Source organism: Pseudomonas sp. VS40 (assembly GCF_018587885.1).
In the GTDB taxonomy this organism is placed as follows: Bacteria; Pseudomonadota; Gammaproteobacteria; order Pseudomonadales; family Pseudomonadaceae; genus Aquipseudomonas; species Aquipseudomonas pergaminensis.
The window spans coordinates 415,889-437,541 of the sequence record NZ_JAGYWD010000002.1; the positions used below are offsets into that span (position 1 = coordinate 415,889).

The 21,653-nt window shown below is 62.0% G+C and carries 17 protein-coding genes; 5 read left to right on the forward strand and 12 right to left on the reverse strand.

Annotation, left to right across the window (positions count from 1 at the left end; translation table 11 throughout):
* Positions 1–148: 148 nt before the first annotated feature.
* Entirely contained in the window at positions 149–4,387 is a 4,239-nt protein-coding gene (locus tag KHP07_RS06950) for a dermonecrotic toxin domain-containing protein (RefSeq protein WP_352152394.1), read from the reverse strand.
* Here KHP07_RS06950 and KHP07_RS29470 point away from each other — a divergent pair.
* From KHP07_RS29470 to KHP07_RS29670, 5 genes are all read left to right on the forward strand, one after another.
* Positions 4,379–4,885 carry a hypothetical protein gene (locus KHP07_RS29470; protein ID WP_250883517.1) on the forward strand — a complete coding sequence of 169 codons (507 nt, stop codon included), beginning with the start codon at positions 4,379–4,381 and terminating at the stop codon, positions 4,883–4,885. The two genes, KHP07_RS06950 and KHP07_RS29470, sit on opposite strands and share 9 nt — an antisense overlap.
* A gap of 472 nt (positions 4,886–5,357) precedes the next feature.
* Positions 5,358–5,648, forward strand: coding sequence for a DUF5629 family protein (locus KHP07_RS06955; RefSeq protein ID WP_078048759.1), 291 nt, complete (start codon positions 5,358–5,360; stop codon positions 5,646–5,648).
* Positions 5,635–6,810 (forward strand): lactonase family protein, encoded by a 1,176-nt coding sequence (locus KHP07_RS06960; RefSeq protein ID WP_214496863.1) that lies wholly within the window; start codon positions 5,635–5,637, stop codon positions 6,808–6,810. Before KHP07_RS06955 ends, KHP07_RS06960 begins: the two co-directional genes overlap by 14 nt.
* Before the next feature lie 156 nt (positions 6,811–6,966).
* On the forward strand, positions 6,967–7,146 hold the full coding sequence (locus KHP07_RS06965; RefSeq protein ID WP_010210027.1) for a hypothetical protein: 180 nt from the start codon (positions 6,967–6,969) through the stop codon (positions 7,144–7,146).
* A 168-nt stretch (positions 7,147–7,314) separates the two neighbouring features.
* A complete protein-coding gene (locus tag KHP07_RS29670) occupies positions 7,315–7,440 on the forward strand; it encodes a hypothetical protein (RefSeq protein WP_256581755.1) in 126 nt (41 codons plus the stop codon).
* Positions 7,441–7,493: 53 nt separating this feature from the next.
* Here KHP07_RS29670 and KHP07_RS06970 read toward each other — a convergent pair whose 3' ends face one another.
* From KHP07_RS06970 to KHP07_RS07020, 11 genes are all read right to left on the reverse strand, one after another.
* Positions 7,494–8,087, reverse strand: coding sequence for a glutathione S-transferase (locus KHP07_RS06970; RefSeq protein ID WP_214496864.1), 594 nt, complete (start codon positions 8,085–8,087; stop codon positions 7,494–7,496).
* Positions 8,084–11,722 (reverse strand): AAA family ATPase, encoded by a 3,639-nt coding sequence (locus KHP07_RS06975; RefSeq protein WP_214496865.1) that lies wholly within the window; start codon positions 11,720–11,722, stop codon positions 8,084–8,086. The genes KHP07_RS06970 and KHP07_RS06975 overlap by 4 nt, the downstream gene beginning before the upstream one ends.
* The gene (locus KHP07_RS06980) at positions 11,719–12,960 is read right to left on the reverse strand and encodes an exonuclease SbcCD subunit D C-terminal domain-containing protein (RefSeq protein ID WP_214496866.1); all 1,242 of its coding nucleotides are present in this window, start codon (positions 12,958–12,960) and stop codon (positions 11,719–11,721) included. Before KHP07_RS06980 ends, KHP07_RS06975 begins: the two co-directional genes overlap by 4 nt.
* 174 nt (positions 12,961–13,134) lie before the next feature.
* On the reverse strand, positions 13,135–13,365 hold the full coding sequence (locus tag KHP07_RS06985; protein ID WP_214496867.1) for a DUF6124 family protein: 231 nt from the start codon (positions 13,363–13,365) through the stop codon (positions 13,135–13,137).
* A gap of 454 nt (positions 13,366–13,819) precedes the next feature.
* Complete coding sequence (locus KHP07_RS06990; RefSeq protein WP_214496868.1) at positions 13,820–15,460, reverse strand: BatD family protein; 1,641 nt, start codon at positions 15,458–15,460, stop codon at positions 13,820–13,822.
* A complete protein-coding gene (locus KHP07_RS06995) occupies positions 15,457–17,196 on the reverse strand; it encodes a tetratricopeptide repeat protein (RefSeq protein ID WP_099491583.1) in 1,740 nt (579 codons plus the stop codon). The genes KHP07_RS06990 and KHP07_RS06995 overlap by 4 nt, the downstream gene beginning before the upstream one ends.
* Positions 17,193–18,281, reverse strand: a complete 1,089-nt coding sequence (locus KHP07_RS07000) for a vWA domain-containing protein (RefSeq protein ID WP_078048750.1) — start codon at positions 18,279–18,281, stop codon at positions 17,193–17,195. The genes KHP07_RS06995 and KHP07_RS07000 overlap by 4 nt, the downstream gene beginning before the upstream one ends.
* Positions 18,274–18,768, reverse strand: coding sequence for a DUF4381 domain-containing protein (locus KHP07_RS07005; protein WP_025857779.1), 495 nt, complete (start codon positions 18,766–18,768; stop codon positions 18,274–18,276). Before KHP07_RS07005 ends, KHP07_RS07000 begins: the two co-directional genes overlap by 8 nt.
* Positions 18,765–19,697 (reverse strand): DUF58 domain-containing protein, encoded by a 933-nt coding sequence (locus tag KHP07_RS07010; RefSeq protein WP_099491580.1) that lies wholly within the window; start codon positions 19,695–19,697, stop codon positions 18,765–18,767. Before KHP07_RS07010 ends, KHP07_RS07005 begins: the two co-directional genes overlap by 4 nt.
* Positions 19,698–19,702: 5 nt before the next feature.
* Positions 19,703–20,662, reverse strand: a complete 960-nt coding sequence (locus KHP07_RS07015) for an AAA family ATPase (RefSeq protein WP_003174327.1) — start codon at positions 20,660–20,662, stop codon at positions 19,703–19,705.
* A gap of 292 nt (positions 20,663–20,954) precedes the next feature.
* Positions 20,955–21,308: a hypothetical protein gene (locus KHP07_RS07020; RefSeq protein WP_028616470.1), complete on the reverse strand. Its 354-nt coding sequence runs from the start codon at positions 21,306–21,308 to the stop codon at positions 20,955–20,957.
* Between the last annotated feature and the right edge of the window lie 345 nt (positions 21,309–21,653).

Below are 21,653 nucleotides of genomic sequence, written 5' to 3' on the forward strand. Positions count from 1 at the left end.
ACGCTGGCCTTGTAAGTAGCCACGCAAGGTAGTGCTCAATGGCGCACAGGGTGTGGTAGCTCAGTACCTCGGGATACGGCCAAGCGTTGTCGCCAGTAGTGCCTTCAGACCAATGCCGCGCTCATCACGGCATTGGTCTGAAAGGGGGTCACAGCTTCAAAAACAGCTTTTCATCCAGTGGCGCTGTGATCCGGGCGCGGATGATCTTTTCTATCTCTTTTTTGTCGTTGCCCGCCTTGGCGATCAGCGACGTTTGCGTCTCATAGCGCTGGGACGGGATTTTCAGGTGCGCCGCAGTGTATTCATTGCGCGGCGTCGCAGCGTTCGGGTAGTGAAAGTGCGCGTACCACAGCACCTTGTGCGAACCCTTTTCCCGCACCGTATACTCGGTAAACACATCGCCGGATTTCGAAGGAATTGCGCGTTTGACCAGGTTGATGTCGACGAAGCCGTGCGTCCAAAGGAAGTCGACGTTTTCCTGTCTCGGTGTTTGGACTTTATAGCCGTCGGCCGTATGCTGACGTCCCTCTTGCAGCAGCTCATCGGACTTTGCGCGCCATTGGGCGACTAACTCCTTTGTGCCCGGCTTGTCGCCAAGCTCGGTTTCAACTTGATCGGCCGTTGCCTTGAGCCTGTTAGCCAAGCTCTCGCACATGTCGTTCCAGTCAAGTGGGGTAACGCCGTCGCGTCTTGTTGGGTCTTTGAGCTTTTTTTTCTGAAACGCGATCCTGCGTTCGTTGTCGATGCTGTCGTCGATGATTGCCCTCACTTCGTCTTTATAGGTATTCAGGGACTTGGACGGTCGGGGCGGCGTAGCGGCGGGGGGTTCATATGCAACTTGCCTGACCCATTCACGCTGGGCCGGGTGCTCGTTATAAGTCGCAATAGGGTGTCCGGTTTTCGGGTCCAGCACATCAATGACATTATTCTGACCCTCCGTGGGGGCACGCAATGTCCCGATCAGAGTTTGCTTGTCCCGCGTGTTGAAGACTCGCCGTTTCGAGTCTTTTTCCGGCTTGTCGGCGCGCTTGGGTAATACGGGCGACAAACCTTGTTCTTCGCGCAGTGCATCGGCCAAGTCGGCCCTGGCCTCATCGAGGACTTCAGTGAGGCGTTGGACGAACAGTTGGCGGTATTCGTCGCGAAAAACCTCGGGGTGAAGTTCTTGCAAGGTCTCAAAGTCGTTCAGTGACTGTTCGTAGGTGTCGATCACCGTGGTCAATGCAGCCTTGCGTTCAGTGAGCGTGTAGCCCTGATATTCGTGTTGATCAAGGAAGGTTTGGTTGACGAGCCTCAGGTTGGCCGATTGCAGCCGCGCCTTCAAAAGGACCCCATAGTTTGACGGCACGTCAGCGCTTCTGATGATGCTCAACTCCTTGAGGTTGGCCATGATGGACAGCTGCGAGGCTTTAGCTTCGATGGACGGTGCAACCTGCCTCCGCTCGCTGAGGAACTTCTCGGCGCTGTGTCTGGCGGAAGGCGAATCGTTTTTCCATTTTTCGAGTTGGGCAGCAAGTGCTTGCTGGGACCTCCAAATACCTTCGCGGTCCTGATTGATGATCTTGAGGTTTTCAATCGCCTCATCGTAGGTAGCTTTTTCTGCGCCTGGCCCGGCCCGACGCATCATGTCGGACAAGGGCTCACCGCTGAGACTGATTTCGGTAGTGTGATTGTTAAGTCGGGCGTAAATGTTATTGACCAGCAACAAGTCCGCCATGCTCTTTGAATATATCAACGAGCGCATGGCCTTGAACTCGGTGAGATCATCGATCGCACCGATTTTTTTCGGGGTGATGATTTCGATGGCTCTTTCGTTGCTGGCGATATCGGCTTGGGCCGCCCTCTCCAGGTCGCGAAGACCCTGGTCAATCTTCAGTCTGAGTTGACGCGTAGATTGCAATTGTTCTGCATAAGGCGCGGCGTATTGGCTGGCTGTGTCACCTTTGTTCAACCCCCATTGCACCATGAGTTTTTTTCGTGCGGTGGTGAATGCATCGAGATCTTCATTGAGCGCCCGAACGGCTGCCAAGAAAGTTTTTTGGGTTTTTCCGCTTTCCAGGAGGCTTTGCTCGTATTGGACGACCACCTGTTCCCTGGCCATGGCGTTTTCCCTGACCATGTCTTTTATGCCCTTGCGCTTGGGCATGCCTCCCCTTAGCTTGGGGCCGATATCCAGGCGCCATCGGCCGTCTGGGCCGGACTTCAATGATGGCCCTGTACGTGCCTTGTTTTGCGGGTCGATGATGAAGGTGCCGTCCAGGTCCCGGGCCACCCGGAACCATAGGTTGTCGATGTGTGCATACAGGTGGTTGTCGATGCTGAAGAGCCCCTTGCTTGCCCCGTCGTTGATCGGCTCTGCGCCCGGCGCCGGCGCTGTGACGCTGAACGAGTCAATATGGGCACGTTGGGCGGGCGTCAGCTCGCGCGGGTTGGAGAAGGCGAAGTCGAACAGGGTATGATCGTTGCCCACTGTCAGACCGTTTTCCTGGGGGGCAGCCTGCTGAACCGACACATTGACCGTCGTGGGGGCGGTAGCTGCGTCACGACGCAAGGGAATCGATGCCTCGGGACGATCGATAAAACGCGAGCCGCGGGTGGGCGTGGTCGGACTCACGTGACCCAGCGACAGGGCCACATTAACCAGTAGGTCGACAACCGCTGCGGAGTGGTCCTTGCCATTGGGTTCATTGATCTGCTCGAAATCATTTTCCATACTGGCCAGTTGCATCAGCCAACCAGCCATCGCGCCGGAGCCGCGTAATACCGGAAGCAATGTATTGAGCAACAGCAAGCCCACCTCCTTGAACGACGCCCAGCGGCTTTCGGTATCGGACGTGGATTGGCCGTTTGCCAGGTTGACCAGGCTGTGCGCGTTGGATTTGAACAGATGTTTGGCCAGGTCACCGGTCAACAGGTCCTGGCGCAAGGTACTGGCGGCGTCATAGCCATCGACCGCCAGGGTCGTCGGCGCCGCGGTGGCCGGTGGGTCGAACTCATTGAACAGGCTGTAGCGGGCAATATGGGGGATGTTGAAACCACCGTTGCCATACACCGCCCGCGTGCGGTGATCCGCAAGCCAGTTCAGCACGTTCTGTTGCAACGTGCCGGGTTGACGGATGGCCTCCAGCAAGGCTTCCCGGCTGGCAAACTCCTGCAGCGTCGGTTGCAGTTGGGGCTGGTAGAGGACATGTGGGCCTTGGCTGGCATCCAGCGGTTCGATCACGAACATGTTCTCGACCACATCCGGTGTCGCGCCCGGTTTACGTACAAACGCCAGTGGGCGCACGGTGATCTCCTGGCCGTCCACGCGTTTGGCGCCGGCCCCGGGCTGGAGAACCGCGTTGATATACTGATACCCGCGGGCGCTCAGGCCCGAATCGCCCTTGAGCTTCAATTCCAGCGCCTGCATGGCGAGCTGGATCGGCACCTGATCTATGAACCGCGCCTGGCGTTGCTGGGCAGCCTCGGTACCACTCAACAGTTCACGTTCCAGCAGGGCGGGATACTGCTTGCCGATGTCGACCTTGCTGATAAGGTCCTTGAGCATTTGCGGCAAGCTTGAGTCGACTACCTGTTGCCCGCGCACGTAGACGTCCATCTCGCCCTTGGGCAGGCCGGAAAGGTTCTCCAAGGCCATGTCAGTAAGGCTCATCTTCACCCGTTCGATGTACCCACTGCCCATGTTGCCCACGGCGACCTTGAACACCACCTCCACATCTTTGGCGGCGTAGCCTTTAGTGCTCAGCGCCAGGTCGAGTTGCTGCTGGGTATAGAGGCGTATGTCGGGGATACCGTCGAGGAAGGTGCGTCCTCCATTGCGCTGTACGCTGGTGGCGAGGGACGCGGTGAGGCGTTGGTAGGCAAAGCGTTCGGCGTCGCTGGCTTGCTTGAGCCAGGTGGGGAACTTGCTGGCCAGTGATTGTGCGTGCGACGTCGACGGCACCGGCGCGCCAACGAACCAGGGCGCGGTGGCGGTAGCGGCAGCGAACAGTTGTGCCAGGTCTTCAGGATTGCTGCTGGCTGGCAGCGTGACGGCGTCGAGGTTTTCCAGTTGTTGGTTGAGCATGATCGCGGCCTGGGTATCGAAGAGGTTGCCGTCGATCGCTCTGCGCTGCCAGGTCATCTGGTCGAAATCGAATGGCTGCGCCAATTGCTGGCTCCAGGCGCTGGCGAACGCTTCCAGCGAGGCATAGGGCGTGACCTTGCCTGCGGCGGTTGCGTGCAGGACGATGGTGCGCTCCCCGACCTGGCGCGTGATCAACAGATCGGCACTCAGGAGGGTGGTCTTCACTGCGCCCTTGCTCAACGTTGTGTCTATCACGTAGACCTTGGCCGCGTTGTCACCCGCCGCCTGCTGACGCTGCGCGGTGTCCGGGTAGTGCGTCACCTGGTCCAGCGTCTGGCGTTGGAGCTCATCCAGGCCGGGTTGTTCCAGACTGGCGATGCTCAGGGTTGTGTGCAACGTATCGCTGAGCCAGGACCAATGGCTGCTGGCCGGGTCTGTGCGGAAGGCGGCCTGGCCCCAATACTGGCTCAGCGCTTGGGCGAAGGCGCTTTTCAGGTTGGGCCGCAGGGCGCGTATGGCCAATTCCACCGTTGGCATATCCAGGAGGCGCGAGTGAAGACCATTGTCGTCGATGATTTTGAGGAACCTGAAGTGAGCGGTATCCATCCATTTGCAGGGCTCGCCATCGCGATCAGTGAAATCCAGGTCGGTGCCCGAGGCCAGGTGGTCAAGGGCCAGGTCGAGCAGAGGCGTCAATACGTACTGCAGGGGAGCGCCCTGGGTGGGGACGGCCAGCGAAGTCGTGGCGACATTGATATCCAGGGAGGGGTACTGGCTCTTGAGTGCATCGGTCAGCATTTCTGCGACCACCGAACGTAGCGTCGGGCGATTGGCGAAATGCGCGGCGACGACGTTTTCTGTTGTGCTTGCCGGCGCGATTGTAAAACGCGAGCTCAACGTCGGTTGGGCGATAGAGGCGCGTATTTGTGGGCGAGCAACCGTGGAGATTGCGGGTTCGGCTGGGGGGGCAAGCACGCCAGGAAGTGGGGGCGTGATGGGCAGGTTCACCGTATACGGGCGTGGAGTGGTTCTTACCGATTGCATGCAGACGCCTCCTTGGCGTGGGTGACAAACAAGTACGGCAGGAAAAATAACCGCCCATTCATGTAGGCGGGGCGACAATGCGTTATCAACTGTTTCGCCGCAGTGAACTCAGGCCGGCGAGCGCTTGGATTGGCGGGAGCTTGAGCCTTCTGTTTCCAGGTGTTTGCAGCCGCCCCATGGATGAAAGCGCGGCCCTACCTGCCATGCTGGGCTATCATTGGCGCTTTCCCGTAGACGATTGACTGCCATGACTGCCGAGACCCTGACCACTGTCCTTGAACACGCCGACATGCTGGAGATCGACGGCCTGCACGCCTTCGATTTCAGCCTGGACGCCGAGACACTACTGATCACCGCCATGGACGGCCGTGCTGAAAAGCGCTGGCGTTTCAGCCTGGAGCAGGTGCGAGCAGCCACCTTCGACGACACGCTGCAAAGCTGGACCCTGACCGGTGATTCGGGCGAGCACCGCCTGATCTGCCTGAGCGCGTTCACCGGCAACAATAACGACGAGGATGAAGCGGATGATGATGCGTAAATTCTGGCCCCTGCTGATGGCGGGCAGTGTCGGTGCGATGTCAGTGCAGGCTGCGCCGGCCGACACCTATGAACTGTTGGTGGGCAGCTACACCGCCGGCAGCAGCGAAGGGATCTATCGCCTGCAATTCGACAGCCGTACCGGTCGGTTCCAGGGCCCGCCAGTGCTGGCGGCCAAGGCTGCCAACCCGTCGTGGCTGACGATCTCCAAGGACCAGAAGCACCTGTTTGTGGTCAACGAGAATGGCCCCGGCCAGGAAGACCCGGTGGGGCGCGTGAGCAGCTACAGCATCGACCCGCAGAATCACCAACTGACCTTGATCAACCAGGTGCAGAGCCTGGGCAATGAACCGACCCATTCCAGCGTCGCCGCCGATGGGCGTTACCTGTTCGTGGCCAACTATTCGGTGCTGGAAGACCCGGGCGGCAGCCTGGCGGTGCTGCCGGTCGACGCCGCGGGCAAGCTGTCGCCCCCGGTGCAACTGAGCGGGCACCCGGCCAGCCGGGTAAACCCGGAGCGCCAGGCGTCCAACCATGTGCATTCGGTGGTGTCATCGCCGGATGGCAAGTATGTGTTTGTGCAGGACCTGGGCGCGGACAAGGTGTTTGCCTACCGCTATGACCCCAAGGCCAACCATGAGCTGCCCTTGACCTCGGCCGATCCGACCTCGGTGCAATTGCCGCCGGGCAGTGGCCCGCGCCACCTGTTGTTCAGCGCCGATGGCAAGCATGCCTGGCTGACCACCGAGATGAGCGCCCAGGTTGCGGTGTTCGACTACAACGATGGCGCGCTGACGCAGACTCAGCTGGTGGACTTCGCCGCCGGGCAGCCGGTGTCCGACAAAGCCGGCGCCGCGTTGCACGCTTCAAGCGACGGCAAGTTCCTGTATGTGAGCAACCGTGGTACGGCCAACCAATTGCTGGTGTTCAGCATCGACCCGGCCACCGCACACCTCAAGGAGTTGCAGCGTCGTTCGGTGGAAGGCGATCACCCGCGCGAGTTCAGCCTGGACCCGACCGGCAAGTTTTTGCTGATCGCCAACCAGAAGAGCAATGCAATCGTAGTGGTCGAACGTGACCCGAAGACCGGCCTGTTGGGTAAAACCGTGCAGACATTGCCGATCGATGCGCCCAGCGACCTCAAGTTCCTGGTGCGTCAATAAGCCACAGGCCCCGCATTGCGGGGCCTGAGCCTTTGTATTAATTCTATTAATAGCGGCTACTGTTTCAAAGCATTTCTAAGGCTCGGCCCCCGGGCGTAAGTTTGGTTCCAAGGCCTTCCCCGGCCACTCAACCAAACGAACACAAGGGTTACCGACATGAATCTGAATCTCTTCTCCATCATCGCCGCTTCTGCTGTTTCCGCCACTGTTGCACTGCCAGCTGCGGCCAGCGTGGAAGTCACCGGCAAAAAATCCAGCACCAGCGCCTACACCCAGAAATACCTGCAACAAAGCGCTAACTTCTACGCCGCGCTGGATCACAAAACCCAGCAATGAGCGTTGATTGACCCTGCACACCTGCAGACGCCAAACCACTGGAACGAAGCCTGGCTCGTTCGAGTGGTTTGGCGTTTGTGCATCTGCTGAATAAAAATGATTGATATCACATTGCCATGTGTTTAAATTTGGCGCTCAAATATTGACGCCTTCCCTGGAATCGACAGCATGGCACTCCGACTCGCCGCAGTAATCCTGTTCCTCTATTCCGCCCCCATCCTGTCCTCCGTGCAACCGGTGGACGGTGAGCCGGAGCTGGCGCGCGAGCGATTGTTGAGCCTGGTCGAAGGCTGATACTGCCTTATGTGTGATGAGCCCGCTCACCACAACAGGCCTGCTTATCCCGGTTAATGCTTTGCCATTACACCGATGAACAACGGTGATTGCAGGAACGCGCCTAGCCAGCGCTGCAACCCAGGGTAGGGCGCACTGGCAAACCAATCCCGATCCACATGGGCAAACTGCCGCACAAACGGTGCCAGGGCCATGTCCGCCAGGCTCGGATGATCGGCCAGCAAATAGGCGCGGTCCGCCAGTAACCCCTCCAACTTCTGCAAGAACATCTCTCCCTCGGCCCGGTAATGCTCCATTGGAAATTGCGGGTAGCGTTCGGCGTACTTGTATCGATCCAAGTGATACTTGAAGCCTTGGTCGTTCTCGGCAATCAACGCCAATACCGCGGGATCACCCTGCAGCAGCCAGTCATCCGGATCGTGCCGGGCCAGCGCCCACTGCATGATTGCCAGGCTTTCGTCGATCACCTCGCCCTCCACACTCAACACCGGCACCGTGCCCTTGGGCGAGAGTGCCAGCATCTCGGCTGGCTTGGCCTTGAGGCTCACCTCGACGATACGTACCGGCACGCCGGCGTAGCGCAGGGCCAGGCGTGCCCGCATCGCGTACGGGCAGCGCCGGAACGAATACAGCACCACTTCGTTCACTTGACCTCCAGGGTACTCAGGCCATTGCCCTGGCGCTTGACCTGAATTTGTACCGGAATCCGTTCGTGCATTTCCTGCACGTGGGAGATCACCGCCACCTTGCGCCCTTGGGCCTGCAAGCCGTCCAGGGCGTCCATGGCCAATTGCAGCGATTCCGGGTCCAGGCTGCCAAAGCCTTCATCGATAAACAGCGACTCGATCTTCAGTGTGCTGGAGGCCATCGACGCCAGGCCGAGTGCCAGCGCCAGGGACACCAGGAACGTTTCGCCGCCAGACAACGAATGCACCGAGCGCAGCTCATCGCCCATTTCCGTGTCCATCACCAACAGGCCGAGCATGCTGCCGCCGCGTTTGAGACGGTAGCGACGCACCAGCTGGCGCAGCTGCACATTGGCGTGGTGCACCAGCAGGTCGAGGTTGTAGGCCTGGGCGATCTTGCGGAAGGTGTCGCCGGTGGCCGAACCGATCAGCGCATTCAGGCGGGCCCAGCGCTGCCACTCGTCATAGGCCTTGGCGATCTGCTCGGCGAAGGCCTGGTTGGCGTCCTGGCGGCGCTGGTCTTCGGACTGGCGCGCACGTAATTCGGCGCAACGTTTCTCGCTGTCGGCCAATTGCTGGTTGAGGACGGCCAGGGCACTCTCCAGTGCCTCGGCGTCGAGATTGCCGTTGTGCAAGGCCTGGTGGTCGGCGAGACGTTGCTCTCGTTCTTGCAGCAAAACCTTGGCCTGTTCGACGGCTTTTTCGCTGTGCTGCAGCTGCTGGCGCAGTTGGCTGACCTGGGCGTCATCGTAGCCGAGCAAACGGTTGAGGCCTGCGTCGTCAAGTTCCGGGTGCAGGGCGCGCCACTCGCTGATGCGGGTGTCGAGGGTCTGTTGCTCGGCCTGCAAGGCCTGTTCGCGTTCCTGCTGGGACTTGAGGTCGCCGGCCAGTTGGATCAGCGCGTTGTGGAGCGCTTGCAGTTGTTTGTTGGCATCGGCCTCGCTGTCGCGCGACTGGGTCACGGCCTGATCCAGGTGATGCTGCCACTGCTCGGCAGTGCTGTGCTCGCCGAGCAATGCGCTGAGCTTTTCCTGGCCGGCCTGTTGTTGTGCAGCCAGCTCGGTAACCTGCTGAATCAGTGCGTCGCGTTGTTGCTGGCGATGCTGCTGATGGGTCTGTTCTTTCTCGATGACCTGTTGACGCTCTTGTTGCTCGGCCAGCTCATCACGTTGATGGCCCAGCTGTTCAAGGCGCTGGCTGACCTGCTGGTCCAACTGCATGAACGTGGCGGCTGGCTCGGCGCGCAGACCTTCCAGGGTATCGGCAGGCAACAGGCCGGTGAACGCGTTCAGTTCCTGCTCCAGGCGTTCGCGGTCGCTGGCCAGTTCACGCTGCTGGTCCACCAGCAATTGACGCGACTGCTGGCTCGCTTCCTGGGCAGCCTGCAATTGTTGCTGCAAGCGGCCGGCATTTTGTTGCAGGTTGAGCAGGGCGCCTTGACGCTGCTCGTCCTGAGTGATGCTCTGGGTCAGTTGGCTCAGTTGCTGGTCAAGCCAGGCGCTGCGTTTGGCGGCGTCCTGGTTGAACAACGCGGCGGCCAGCGGGTGCGCATCCAGGCTGGGTTTGAGTGCTTGCTGTTGCGTCGCCAACTGCTCCTGCTGGTGCAGGTATTCCTTTTGTTGGGCGATCAGGCCACCCACTTCACCGCGCAGCTCGGTGAGTGTCTCCTTGAGGGTATCGACGGCTTTCTGCGCCGTGGCTTCTTCGTTTTCGTCATGGCGACCGAGGCTTTGCAGCAGGGCTTCGGGCTGGTGGTACGGGTGTTCATGGCTGCCGCACACCGGGCAGGGCTGATCGTCCTGCAACTGCTCGCGCAATTCCTCGACGCTCGCGCTGCGGGCCAGGCGCTGGCGTTCCAGCAGTTGCTTGGTCACGGTCAGGGTCTGTTCGGCAACGGTCAGCTCAGCTTTGGTCTGCAGGCCGGTCTGGTTCAGTTGCTCGCGCTTTTGTTGAGCATCGGTGAGCTTTTGCGTCAGTGTGCTGGCGTGCTGGTCCAGTTGCTGCTGGCTGTCCCACAGGCGCGTCAGGTCTTCGAAGGCGCGCTGCTGTTTGCGATTGTCCTGCAGCAGACTGGCCAGCAACTGGATCTGCTCGGCCACGGCGTGGGGTTCGGCGCCCGCTTCCTGGTACAGCAGGTCCAGCGCTTCGCGTTGCTGGGTGAACTGTTCGGCGGCAAGGGTGGCGCGCTGTTCCAATTGCGGCAGTTCGGCCTCACCCTTGTTCAGGCGATTACCGATCAGCACCAACTGTTGCAGGCGGTCGCGGTAGGCGTTCCAGGCATCGCCCAATGGCGCGAGGGCGGCACTGCTCTCAAGCTCGGCACTCAGGCGTTGCAGGCGTTCGGCGACCTGGCCCTGTTTTTCCTGCAAACCGTTGAGCAGGGCCTGGCCTTCGGCGCAGGCCTGTTCGTGCTGCTGTGTGTCCTCGGTGCGCTTGGCCAGTGCCTGGCTCAAGTGGGCGAGGGTACTTTGCTGTTCAAACGCCTGGCGCAACAACGGCACGGCATCGCCCTGGTTTTTCAGGGCTTGCGCCAATGCGCTCTGTGCGGTGGCGAGCTGTTGCTGGGCTTGTTCCTGGCGGGCATGCAGGTCGGCTTGTTGTTGAATATGCAGCTGGATTTGCGCGGCCAGCGGGGTGAGCAGCGTGCTGAGTTCGGCCTGGCGGGCGAATTGATGACGTTGCGGTGCCAACTGGTCCAGGCGGCTCAGGTCCTGGCGTTGCGGCCCTTGGTTGTCCCAGTCGGACTGCGCGCGTTGCAGCTGTTCGTTAGCGGCGAGTTGGCGTTCCTGCCATTCACGCAGTTCTTTGAGCCAGGTGTGCTGAAGTTCAAGCTGCTTGAGTTGTGCTTGCTCGGCCTTGAGCTGTTGTTGCGCGGCGTCGAATTGCTGATCCAGTTCGGCGCGGTCCTCGGGTGCCAGGGGCATCACGCCGGTGGCCTGGTCCTGCAACTGCTTGTGGGCGTCCCTGGCCTCTTTGGCCTTGTCGAAGGCGCGCCGGCCGAGCTGGGTGTAGAGGGCCGTGTCAGTGAGTTTTTCCAGCAGTTCGCTGCGTTCGTTGTCGTTGGCCTTGAGGAAGGCGCTGAACTCGCTTTGCGCCAGCAACACGGCGCGGGTGAACTGTTCGAAGTTCAGGCCCAGGGCCAGTTCCAGCTGAGTCTTGTATTCGGTTTTCTGGCTGGCCAGCAATTGGTCGCTGTCCAGGTCCAGCAGGCTCTGGCGGCTGTTCTGCAACTTGCCGCTGGCCTTGTCGCGGGCGCGATTGGCTTCCCAGCGCGCACGGTAGCGACGGCCGTTGACGCCGACAAAATCCACCTCGGCATAACCGCCACCGGTGCCGCGCCGCAGCAGGGTGCGTGGGTCACCGATGGAAATATCGCTGTCGGCATCTGGCATCTTCGCCTGGCCGGTATCGCCCAGGCGTGGCACCGCGCCAAACAACGCCAGGCACAGTGCGTCGAGCAGGGTGCTTTTACCGGCGCCAGTTGGCCCGGTAATCGCGAACAACCCAGCACTGGCCAGGGGCTCGGCGGTGAAGTCGATCTCAAACGGGCCGGCCAGGGAGGCGAGGTTTTTCAGGCGGATGGCGAGGATCTTCATGGCTGTTCAGCCTCCTGTTGCACTTCCTGGAGCAGCACGGCGAAATCCTTCAAGGTCTGTTCATCCACTTCACTGCCGTAGCTGTCCTGCCAGGCACGGCTGAACAGTTCCTGGGGCGTGAGCTGGTCAAGTTCGATCAGGCGCTCATCGTCCGTGTCGTCGCTGCCGCGTTTGCCGGCGTACTCGGCGGCAATGCGCACCAGGCGCACGGCCTTGCCTTGCAGTGCGGTTTCGATCTGCTGGCGCAGGTCGGGCTGCGGCTCGTCGAGGCGCACGCGCACTTCCAGCCAGGGATGGCGCTGGGTTTCGGCGAGCAGGTCGACGTCTGGCAAGTCGGCCAGCGCCGTGAGGATGTCCGCCAGTGGGGCGGCTTCCAGGCGTTGCAGGTCGACCGAGCGGGGGATCAGGATCGGTTCGACACTTACCAGGCATTGGCCCTGGAACGTCACGTCGAGAACCTGGTGTTTGTAGCCGATTTCGGAAAATGACAGTGGAATCGGCGAGCCGCTGTAGCGAATGCGCTCTTCGCCATTGACCTTTTGCGGCTTGTGCAAATGGCCGAGGGCAACATAGGCGACACTTCTGTCGAACAGTTTGGCCGGTAACGCCTCGGCATTGCCGATGATCAGGCTGCGCTCGGAGTCTTCCGACACCGAGCCCCCGGCCATGTGCGCGTGGCTGATGGCGATCAGCGCCTGGCCTTTTTTGCGCTTGGCGTTGGCGGCGGCGATCAACCCTTCATGCACCTGGCCGATGCCGCGCAGGTAATCGTCACCCAGGTGTGCCCCCGTGACTTCCGCCGGGCGCAGGAAGGGCAGGGCCAGGCACCAGGCGGCGACCTTGCCCTTGGCATCCGGCAGCGGGATCAGCAGGCGTTCGGCGTCCAGCTGGCCGTCATCCAGCCACAGCACGCGGCCGAGCGCGTGGGTACGCAGGCGACGCATCAACGGCGCGGGCAGTTCGATCCGCGAGCCGGAGTCGTGGTTGCCGGCGATCATCACGATGGTCAGTTTCGGGTTTTGTTCATGGGCGCTGATGATGAAGTCATACAGCCGTTCCTGCGCCTTGAGCGGCGGGTTGACCGTGTCGAAGATATCGCCGGCGATGAGCAGCGCATCCGGCTGATGGTCCTTTAATTGGACCAACAGCCATTTGAGGAAACAGGCGTGTTCGAAGTCGCGTTCCTGGCCATGAAGGTTTTGGCCCAGGTGCCAGTCGGAGGTGTGAAACAGACGCAAGGCGAACTCCGTGGAAAAGATGAAAAGGAGGGGAGTTTACCTGTAAAAGCACACCTGGTGCCTGTGGGTGACACAGATCCAATGTGGGAGCGGGCTTGCTCGCGAAAGCGGTGTGTCAGTCAGTGCATTTTACCTGGCACACCGCTTTCGCGAGCAAGCCCGCTCCCACAGGGGTTACGCGTGCAGACAGTCCAGCGCTCGGTCGGCCAGGGCTCTGGCACTGTTGATCAGGTGCTCGGTGGCGCCCGCCATATGGCGCTGATCACTGCTTAGCGTTTGGGTGGTGCCCGCAGCGGTCGCGGCTGCGCAACGCAGCAGGTCGCAGATCTGGGCGAGGGCGTCTTCGAAGCTGAGGTCGTGGTGCACGGTGAAGGTGGGCGGTGGGCTGGGGACGATTTTGTTCATGAAAGTACCTACAGGGTTTGGAGCCATTCTTTTGCCGATCTCACACGTCAAAAGGTGGCAGCTATGTGCGGGGTGAGATACCGGATTTGTAGGCGCACCCGGCCAGACCGAAGTCTGCCCGCACACAGCTGCCATAGAGCATGTTGCTCGTGGCGCCTACAAATTCACGGGATCTCACACCCGATCACTGATGTGCAGTGACGGAGCGAAGGCTAGCCAGTGGAGTGAGCAGGCGCAAGGCCGTGGGATTGTCTAGGAAACTTCCTGCAAATTAAAGCGATATGGATTGCTGGCCTTTGACAATGCATGTCAACCAAACGATGGAGACCAAGTGTGGGAGCGGGCTTGCCCGCGAATGCGGTGTATCAGTCGGTGTATCTTTATCTGACACACCGTATTCGCGGGCAAGCCCGCTCCCATATTTTTGATGTGTGTGGTGTCAGGGAGGTTGCGGTTACTTAGGGTAGAGCGGCGGCAAGCTCGTGGTATCCGTCGCCGGGTCTTGTTCACGCTCAGCCACCGGAATGGCCTTGACCGCACGCCACAAGTCTTCGCCCAGCCAGAAATGCCCACTCTCGCTGTACAGCGCACCATTCAACCCATCCAGCGCATCCGACAGCGGCACGAACCGCGCCGCCATATCGGCCAGCGTTTCCGGCTGCTGGCGAGCCCAGGCGTCGAGGGCCTGGCGGGTGGCCTGCGGGTCATTGGCCTGGGTGGCACGCTTGAGGTCGTCGAGCAGGGTGCGTGGGCTTGGGCCGGTTTGCGCGGCGCGTTGCACAGCGGGTTGGCGACGCGCGCGCCACCAGAGGCCAAATCCCAGCAATGTGGTGCAGGCGAGGATCAATGTGCTCAGTTGCCACAGCCACAGGCGTTCATCATCCGGCGCGGTGATCACCGTTGGCGTGGCGGGGGTATCCACGGCCAGGCTCGGGTTGATGGCAACCTGCAGAGTGCGGGCCGGCAAGCTGCTGCGCTCAAGGTGGTCTTCGTGGGTGTTCCACCACACCACGTCCACGGCAGGCAGCTCCAGGGCGCCGGCGCGGTTGGGCACCAGGGCTTCGCGGTCTTCACGGCTGCCGATCAGGCCGCGGTCATTGGTCTGGTTGCCGAGCACCGGTTGGTCCGGGTAGCGGCGCAAGCCGCTGATGTCGGTGCTGGGCAGGGCCGGCAGTTGCGCGCTGGACAGGCCCTCGGCCTTGATCGTGAGGCTGCGGGTCAGCGAATCGCCGACCTGCACGTGCTCAGGCTCCGGGTTCCAGTTTTCGCTCAGGGTCAGGCTGCGCGCCGGCAACCAGGGCGTATCCGCCGGGTACAGCGCGGGTTTGGGTTTGACCACCAGGGGCAACTGCGCAGAGCTGACGTGGATCAGCTTGCCGGGCTTGGTGCCCTGCAGGGTGTTTTCCTGGGCCGGGCGCGACTCCACCAGCGTCGCGCTGAAGGTCTGTGCCGGGATCGCCAGGGTGCCGCTGTGCTGCGGGTAAATCGCATAGCGGGTTTCGATCACGCCATGGCGGATGCTGTTGATCACCTTCTCGTAGGTGCGCGACTCGCCCAACTGCTCCACGCGTGCATCGGCAATCTGCAAAGGCGTGAGGCTGCTGTCGTCATACAGCGACACCGAGTGGTACACGCGCACTGTCAACAGTGCCTGGGCCTGCACGTAGACGCTGGTCTGGTCGAGGTTGGCCTCGACAAACACCGGCGCCAGCTCGGCGGCGGTGTTCTGGCTGGCGGTCTCCAAGACTTGCAGGCTGATCGGCTGGGTCTTGTACTCGCCCACCTGCAGGGGTGGGATGACCACCGTGCCGTTTTCCTTGGGCAGCAGGGTGATGATCCAGCGTGTGGTGGCGTGGTTATCGCCACCCAAGGTGGTGAGCTGGTTGATCTGGCGGGTGCCGCTGACTTCGAACTGCGCATCCAGGGGCGCAAGGTCCGGCTTGCCGAACTGGGTGACATCGCTGGATTCCACCGTCAGTTCCACCGTTTCCCCGGAGTTGAGGCGGCTGCGGTCGACGCTGGCGGTCAGGTTCGCCGCCTGGGCGTGGCCTGCCGACAAGGCGAGCAGGAGCAGTAGGGTGGTGCGGCGGCTCATCGAGTCTTGTCCTGATGTTGTTGCTGTTCGTACCAGAATTTGCGGCGCAGCAGTTCACCGGGGTTGTCCGGGATCTCCCGCAGCCATTGCTCCAGGGCCTGGCGGTGTTCACCGTCGAGGCTGGCATCATTGGGACGCAGCGGCGGTGTGGTGGTCTGTTCGTCGCCCAGCTCGCTGCCCGGTACCTCATTGCCCGCGGTTTGCGGCGTGTTGCCCGTCTGGGTGTCGCCAGTGCCGGCTTCACCCTGGCCTTGTGACGACTGCTCGCCACCCGTGGCGTTTTGCCCAGTGGCGCCCGGTTGCGCAGTTTGGCCGGGTTGGGTGGTTTCGTCATCCTCGTTTTTTGCCGGTTTAGTGGGCTCAGGCTCGGCCTGTTCCTGCATCAGGGTTTCCACCAGCGCCTTGTTTTTCAGCGCCGGTTGCAGGTCGGGCTGGGCTTCGAGTGCTTGCTCGTAGGCGTCGATCGCCGCTTCCAGTTCACCGGACTTGGCCAGGGCATTCCCACGATTGTAGTGGGAGTAGGCGTCATTGCCTTCGGCGAAACGCTTGATAGCCTCGGCATAGTTGCCGGCCTCGTACAGCGCCACGCCTTGCCACTGCGGGTCTTCAAAGTGTTCGGCGGCTTCGGCGGGGCGTTTTTTCTTCAACAGATATTGGCCTTGCTGATCCGGACGCAACCACAGGTCCTGCAGGCCGAAGGCGTAGCTGGGTTGCGGTGCAGTCAACAGCAACAGCGGCAGGCAGAACAACCAGCCGCGCCGGCCAGCGCAGGCGGCCAGCAGCAACAGCGGCAGGAGCAGCCAGTAACCCTGGTCGGCCCAGGTGTCGAGGTGCAGCAATTGGCCGTCGTTGCGCAAGGTTTGCGGTGGGTCCAGCACGCCGAGCTGGCGCAGGTCTTTGTCGTCCAGGCGCGCAGCGCGGTAGCGGCCGCCCATTTCGCTGGCGAAGGCCTTGAGGGTCGGGCTGTCCAGGCGTGGCACCAGGATCGCGCCTTGTTCGTCCTTGAGGAACTCGCCGCTTTCCTGGGTCACCGGCGTGCCCTCACGGCTGCCGATGCCAAGGATCGACAAGCTCGGCGCCTGGCCGCTTTGCAGCAGCAGGCGGATGCCCTGGCGTTCCTGTTTGGACAGCGAGGAACCGATCAGCAACAGGCGCCCCTGGCCGAGCCCGCCTTGCTTGAGCAGGCCAAGGGCTTTCTCGACAGCCAGGTCGGCACGGTGGCCGGCTTCGGGCATGATCGATGGGCGCAAGGCTTCCAGCAGGTTGCGGCTGGTGGCCAGGTCGTCCGACAGCGGCACCAGGGTGTGGGCACTGCCGGCATACACGACGATTGCGGTTTGCGCGTCGGTGCGCGCCTGCAACAGGTCATACAGCTTGCGGCGTGCCTGCTCCAGGCGATTGGGCGGGCTGTCGGTGGCGAGCATTTCCGGGGTCAGTTCCAGCAGCACCACCAACGGGTCGGATGGCTTCTGACTGGACTGCTCAACGCGCTGCCAACTGGGGCCGAGCAACGCCAGCACCGCCAGTAGCCAGGCAATGCCGAGCACCACCCACGGCGTTTTGCTCTCACGCCCGCTGCCACCGCTGAGCAGGACGGCGTGGAAGGCCGGCGGCAGGATCATCTGCCAGCGCCCGGCACGCTTTTGCCGGTGCCACAGGTGCCACAGCAACCAGCCGAGCAACGGCAGCAGCAACAGCCACCAGGGACGGAACCAGTGCGGCCACAGGTCGATCATCGACGCCTCCGCAAACGCAGGCGCTTGAGGCGCTGGCGCCATTCCGGGTGTTGCTGCAGGAAAATCCCTTTGCTCGAGAGCCGGTTGAACAGCCGCTGCAAGGCGTTGTTCGGCCAGCGCTCCTGGATCACCAGCAGCATGCTCAGCACCAACGCCAGGGCCAGCGGCGCGCTGTAGAGCGCCAGGGCTGGGCGTGCCTGGGTGGGTTGTTGCTCGACGGGTTCGAGTTTGTCGAGCGTTGCCTTGATGGTTTGCAGTTCTTCGCCATCGCGGGCGCGGAAGTATTGGCCGCCAGTGGCTTCAGCGATGGCCTTGAGTGCAGGCTCGTCGAGGTCCAGGCTCGGGTTGACGCCGAGGATGCCCAGCGAGCCGGTTTGCTCGGGGTCGGCGCCGATGCCGATCGGGTAGATCTTCACGCCTTCTTCGGCAGCCAGGCGCGCCGCCGTGAGTGGGTCGATCTGCCCGGCATTGTTGGCGCCATCGGTGACGAGGATCAGCACGCGGCTCTGCGCCGGACGCTGGCGCAGGCGTTTGAGGGCCAGGCCGATGGCGTCGCCAATCGCGGTGTTCTTGCCGGCAATGCCGATGCGCGCTTCATCCAGCCAGGTGCGCACGGTGCGGCGGTCGAAGGTCAGCGGCGCTTGCAGGTAGGCCTGGCTGCCGAACAGGATCAAGCCGACGCGATCACCTTCGCGGCCTTCGAGGAAATCGCCGAGCAGGTGTTTGACCAGGCTCAAGCGACTCACGTCTTCGTCTTGCCAGTTCATGTCAGGAAAATCCATGGAACCGGACACGTCTACCGCCACCAGCAAATCGCGGCCACTGGCGGCAATCGGCAGCGGCTCGCCGAGCCATTCCGGGCGCGCGGCGGCAGTCAACAGCAGTAACCACAGCACCACGAACGGCGCTTGCTGGCGCCAGCCCGGCAGGTTGACGCGCGCACGGCGACGGGCCAGGCCTTCGAGGTCGCTGAGGTAGCTGACTTTCAGGGCGGGCTCGCCGCTGTCGGCGGCCGGCAGCACCAGGCGCATCAGCCAGGGCAGAGGCAACAGGGCAAAGATCCACGGCCAGGCGAACTCAAACATGTTTGCGAATCCAGGTATCGACCGCTTGGGTCAGGCCGGCGATTGCCTTGTCGTCGAGTTTGCATTCGGGCTTGTAGGCGCCTTCCACCAGCACCATCCAGCGCGTTAGGCCGGCGGCGGGGCAGCGGTTATCGAGGAAGGCCAGCCATTTGCGGCCGTTGAGGGTGTGGCTCTGGCTGTAGGGGTAGTCGTTGCGGCACAGGCGCTTGAGCAGGCCATTGAGTTGCTGCAGCCAGGCACCGGCCGGGGCGCCGTCGTAGGGTTTGGGCATCAGCGCCAGCTCCGCCAGGGCGGCGATGCGCAGCGGGTCCAGCGGTTGTTCGGCGCGGGCGATGGGGCGACGGGTCGGCAGGAAACGCCGCAGCCACCACAGGCCCCACCCAAGCAACGGAATCACCAGCAGCAACAGCCACCAGCCCGGTGCAGGCGGCCAGAAACCGATGGCGGGCGGGGCGATCAGTGGCTGCAGTTGGTCAAGGCTGCTCATTGTTTTTTAACCGGGCGTTGCGGGTTGAGGTATTCGCGCAGTTGCTCGACCATTTCGCTCTGGGTGCTCAAGGGCATCAACAGTACGCGCAGTTTCTGCGCGAGCAGCTCCCAACGGGCAATGCGCGCTTCGGCCTGGGCCTTGTAGGCCTGGCGCAAATCGAAGTTGAGCGTGTCCAGTTCCAGCTGTGCGCCGCGCTCTGCGAAGCGCAGCAACCCGGCCGCGGGCAGGGCGTGGTCCAGTGGGTCGGAGATCGGCAGCAGCAGCAGGTCGCAATGCCGCGACAGCAGGCTCAGCTGTTGCTCGGCACCTTCGGTCAGCGCGCGTTCATCGCAGATCACGATCACCAGGCTGCCGGGACGCAAGACTTCGCGGCCACGCCGCAGGGCCATGCCGAGGGCGTCGGCTTCGGGGCGGCTCTCGGTGCTCAGGCTCTGGTTGACGCGCACCAGGCGGTTGAGCAACTGCAGCAGGCTTTGCTTGCTGCGGCGCGGCTTGATTTCATAGTGCTCGTTGTCACCGAACACCAGCCCGCCGACGCGGTCGTTGTGCCCCAGCGCAGCCCAGCCGATCAGGCTGGCCGCCTGGGCCGCCAGCACCGACTTGAACATCTGCCCGGAGCCGAAAAACAGCCGGCAGCTTTGCTCCACCATGATGAAAATCGGGCGCTCGCGTTCTTCATGGAACAGCTTGGTATGCGGTTCCTGGGTGCGCGCCGTCACGCGCCAGTCGATGGTGCGCACGTCATCGCCAGCCTGGTACACGCGCACTTGGTCGAAGTCGACCCCGCGCCCGCGCAGCTTGGAGTGGTGCAGGCCGATCAGCGGGCTGCGCTGGCTCGGCGTGGAAAACAGCTGCACTTCGCGCACGCGATGGCGCATCTCGATCAGTTCGCTGAGCGTGATGCGAATCCCGTCGCCGGTGTTCATGGGTTTCAAGCGACGGCAACGACGTCAAGAATGCGTTGCACCACACGGTCCTGGTCAATGCCGGCGGCTTCGGCCTCGAACGACAGGATGATGCGGTGGCGCAGCACGTCGAACAGCACCGCCTGGATGTCTTCCGGGCTGACGAAGTCGCGACCGGCCAGCCAGGCATGCGCCCGCGCGCAGCGGTCGAGGGCGATAGAGCCGCGTGGGCTGGCGCCGTAGGCGATCCACTCGGCCATCTCCGGGTCGAACTTGGCCGGGGTGCGCGTGGCCATCACCAGCTGCACCAGGTATTCCTCCACGGCGTCTGCCATGTACAGGCCGAGGATTTCCTTGCGCGCGGCGAAGATCGCCTGCTGGCTGACGCGGCGTTCCGGTTTGGTTTCGCCGTTGAGCGCTTCGCCACGGGCTTGTTGCAGGATACGTCGCTCGACGGCGGCGTCGGGGAAGCCGATCTTGACGTGCATCAGGAAACGGTCGAGCTGGGCTTCTGGCAGCGGGTAGGTGCCTTCCTGCTCGATGGGGTTTTGCGTGGCCATCACCAGGAACAGTGGCGACAGGTCGTAGGTGCTACGCCCGACGCTGACCTGGCGCTCGGCCATGGCCTCCAGCAACGCCGATTGCACCTTGGCCGGCGCGCGGTTGATTTCGTCCGCCAGCACCAGGTTGTGGAAGATCGGCCCTTGTTGGAACACAAAGCTGCCGGTTTCCGGGCGATAGATCTCGGTGCCGGTGATGTCGGCGGGCAACAGGTCGGGGGTGAACTGGATGCGATGGAACTGCGCTTCGATGCCTTCGGCCAACTCTTTGATGGCCTTGGTCTTGGCCAGGCCTGGCGCACCTTCCACCAGCATATGGCCGTCGGCGAGCAAGGCGATCAGCAAGCGATCGATGAGTTTTTCCTGGCCGAGAATCTGCGTAGAAAGAAAGGTTCGCAGCGCAAGCAGCGCTTCACGATGTTCCATCGATGACGGTTCCTGGAGAGATGAGTCGGGGCATCGTGAAAAATGCCAAGGCCTGGGGCGTCTACTTTAATGCATCGAGGGGGGCGGCGACTAACGGAGTAACGGGTATTTTTGGCAATACTTGTAGGATTTTTGTGTGTAACGCACAAACAGAGGCACGCGTACTTTCTGTTGCGAACACCGTTACTGTGGGAGCTGGCTTGCCTGCGATGGCATCGCCCTGGTCTGACTGATAGACCGAGTCGCCCGCATCGCAGGCAAGCCAGCTCCCACATTTTATCGTTGGTGCGGTTTAAATCCGGGTGAAGGTGCCGGTACCGTTGAGAATGTTCTGCAAGGTCTCTTCAACCTCGTCCAGGTCGGAGGCGGCCGTGGCGTGGGTGATCTCCAGCTGGTCCTTGCCGCCCAGGGCATCGGCATCACCTGCGGCCAGTTCAACCAGCAGGGTCGTGGCGCCCAGGGTGACTTTCAGCCCGTCGAGGGTCGACGGTTCGTAATCCCAGGTCAGTTCCACTTCGTCCTCATCCGGGTAGCGGGTCAGCATGAACATCTCGCCGTTCTTGCCGTGGCAGCAGAGCATCGCCATGTTGTCTTCTTCGTCATCGCACGGGGTGACCATCAGGGCGTCGGTTTTCAGCTGCAGCATGGGGAATCCTGTCTGGGGTAGGGCGTAATGCGGGCAATTGTGCCATTGCGGCGAATTTTGTGCTGCATCCTGTGTCAGACCCAGTGCATGACCTGACGGGCACTATCAGTCATTTCTGGTACTCGCGGGCGTTGAAATAGCCGGTTTCTTTGCCGGATATTGCGGGTTGCCCAAGTAGCAACCCAGTGCCTGCTTACCGATGACCGAATATGTCGCAGCGTCGCAAGCAGCGGGCTTCCCACACTCGTTAAGCTGCGCAACGGATGTGCCCTGTGCCGGGAACCTGACCTGCCCGTCGTACCGTCGCCTGGCAAGGCGTATGTCCAATGGAAGTTGTATGTGACC

Excerpts from the sequence above, each read along its gene's own strand:
- KHP07_RS06955 (WP_078048759.1), top strand. The coding sequence starts at position 5,358 with ATGACTGCCGAGACCCTGACCACTGTCCTTGAACACGCCGACATGCTG.
- KHP07_RS06960 (WP_214496863.1), top strand. The coding sequence starts at position 5,635 with ATGATGATGCGTAAATTCTGGCCCCTGCTGATGGCGGGCAGTGTCGGT.
- KHP07_RS06965 (WP_010210027.1), top strand. The coding sequence starts at position 6,967 with ATGAATCTGAATCTCTTCTCCATCATCGCCGCTTCTGCTGTTTCCGCC.
- KHP07_RS29670 (WP_256581755.1), top strand. The coding sequence starts at position 7,315 with ATGGCACTCCGACTCGCCGCAGTAATCCTGTTCCTCTATTCCGCCCCC.
- KHP07_RS06975 (WP_214496865.1), bottom strand. The coding sequence starts at position 11,722 with ATGAAGATCCTCGCCATCCGCCTGAAAAACCTCGCCTCCCTGGCCGGC.
- KHP07_RS06985 (WP_214496867.1), bottom strand. The coding sequence starts at position 13,365 with ATGAACAAAATCGTCCCCAGCCCACCGCCCACCTTCACCGTGCACCAC.
- KHP07_RS06990 (WP_214496868.1), bottom strand. The coding sequence starts at position 15,460 with ATGAGCCGCCGCACCACCCTACTGCTCCTGCTCGCCTTGTCGGCAGGC.
- KHP07_RS06995 (WP_099491583.1), bottom strand. The coding sequence starts at position 17,196 with ATGATCGACCTGTGGCCGCACTGGTTCCGTCCCTGGTGGCTGTTGCTG.
- KHP07_RS07000 (WP_078048750.1), bottom strand. The coding sequence starts at position 18,281 with ATGTTTGAGTTCGCCTGGCCGTGGATCTTTGCCCTGTTGCCTCTGCCC.
- KHP07_RS07005 (WP_025857779.1), bottom strand. The coding sequence starts at position 18,768 with ATGAGCAGCCTTGACCAACTGCAGCCACTGATCGCCCCGCCCGCCATC.
- KHP07_RS07010 (WP_099491580.1), bottom strand. The coding sequence starts at position 19,697 with ATGAACACCGGCGACGGGATTCGCATCACGCTCAGCGAACTGATCGAG.
- KHP07_RS07015 (WP_003174327.1), bottom strand. The coding sequence starts at position 20,662 with ATGGAACATCGTGAAGCGCTGCTTGCGCTGCGAACCTTTCTTTCTACG.
- KHP07_RS07020 (WP_028616470.1), bottom strand. The coding sequence starts at position 21,308 with ATGCTGCAGCTGAAAACCGACGCCCTGATGGTCACCCCGTGCGATGAC.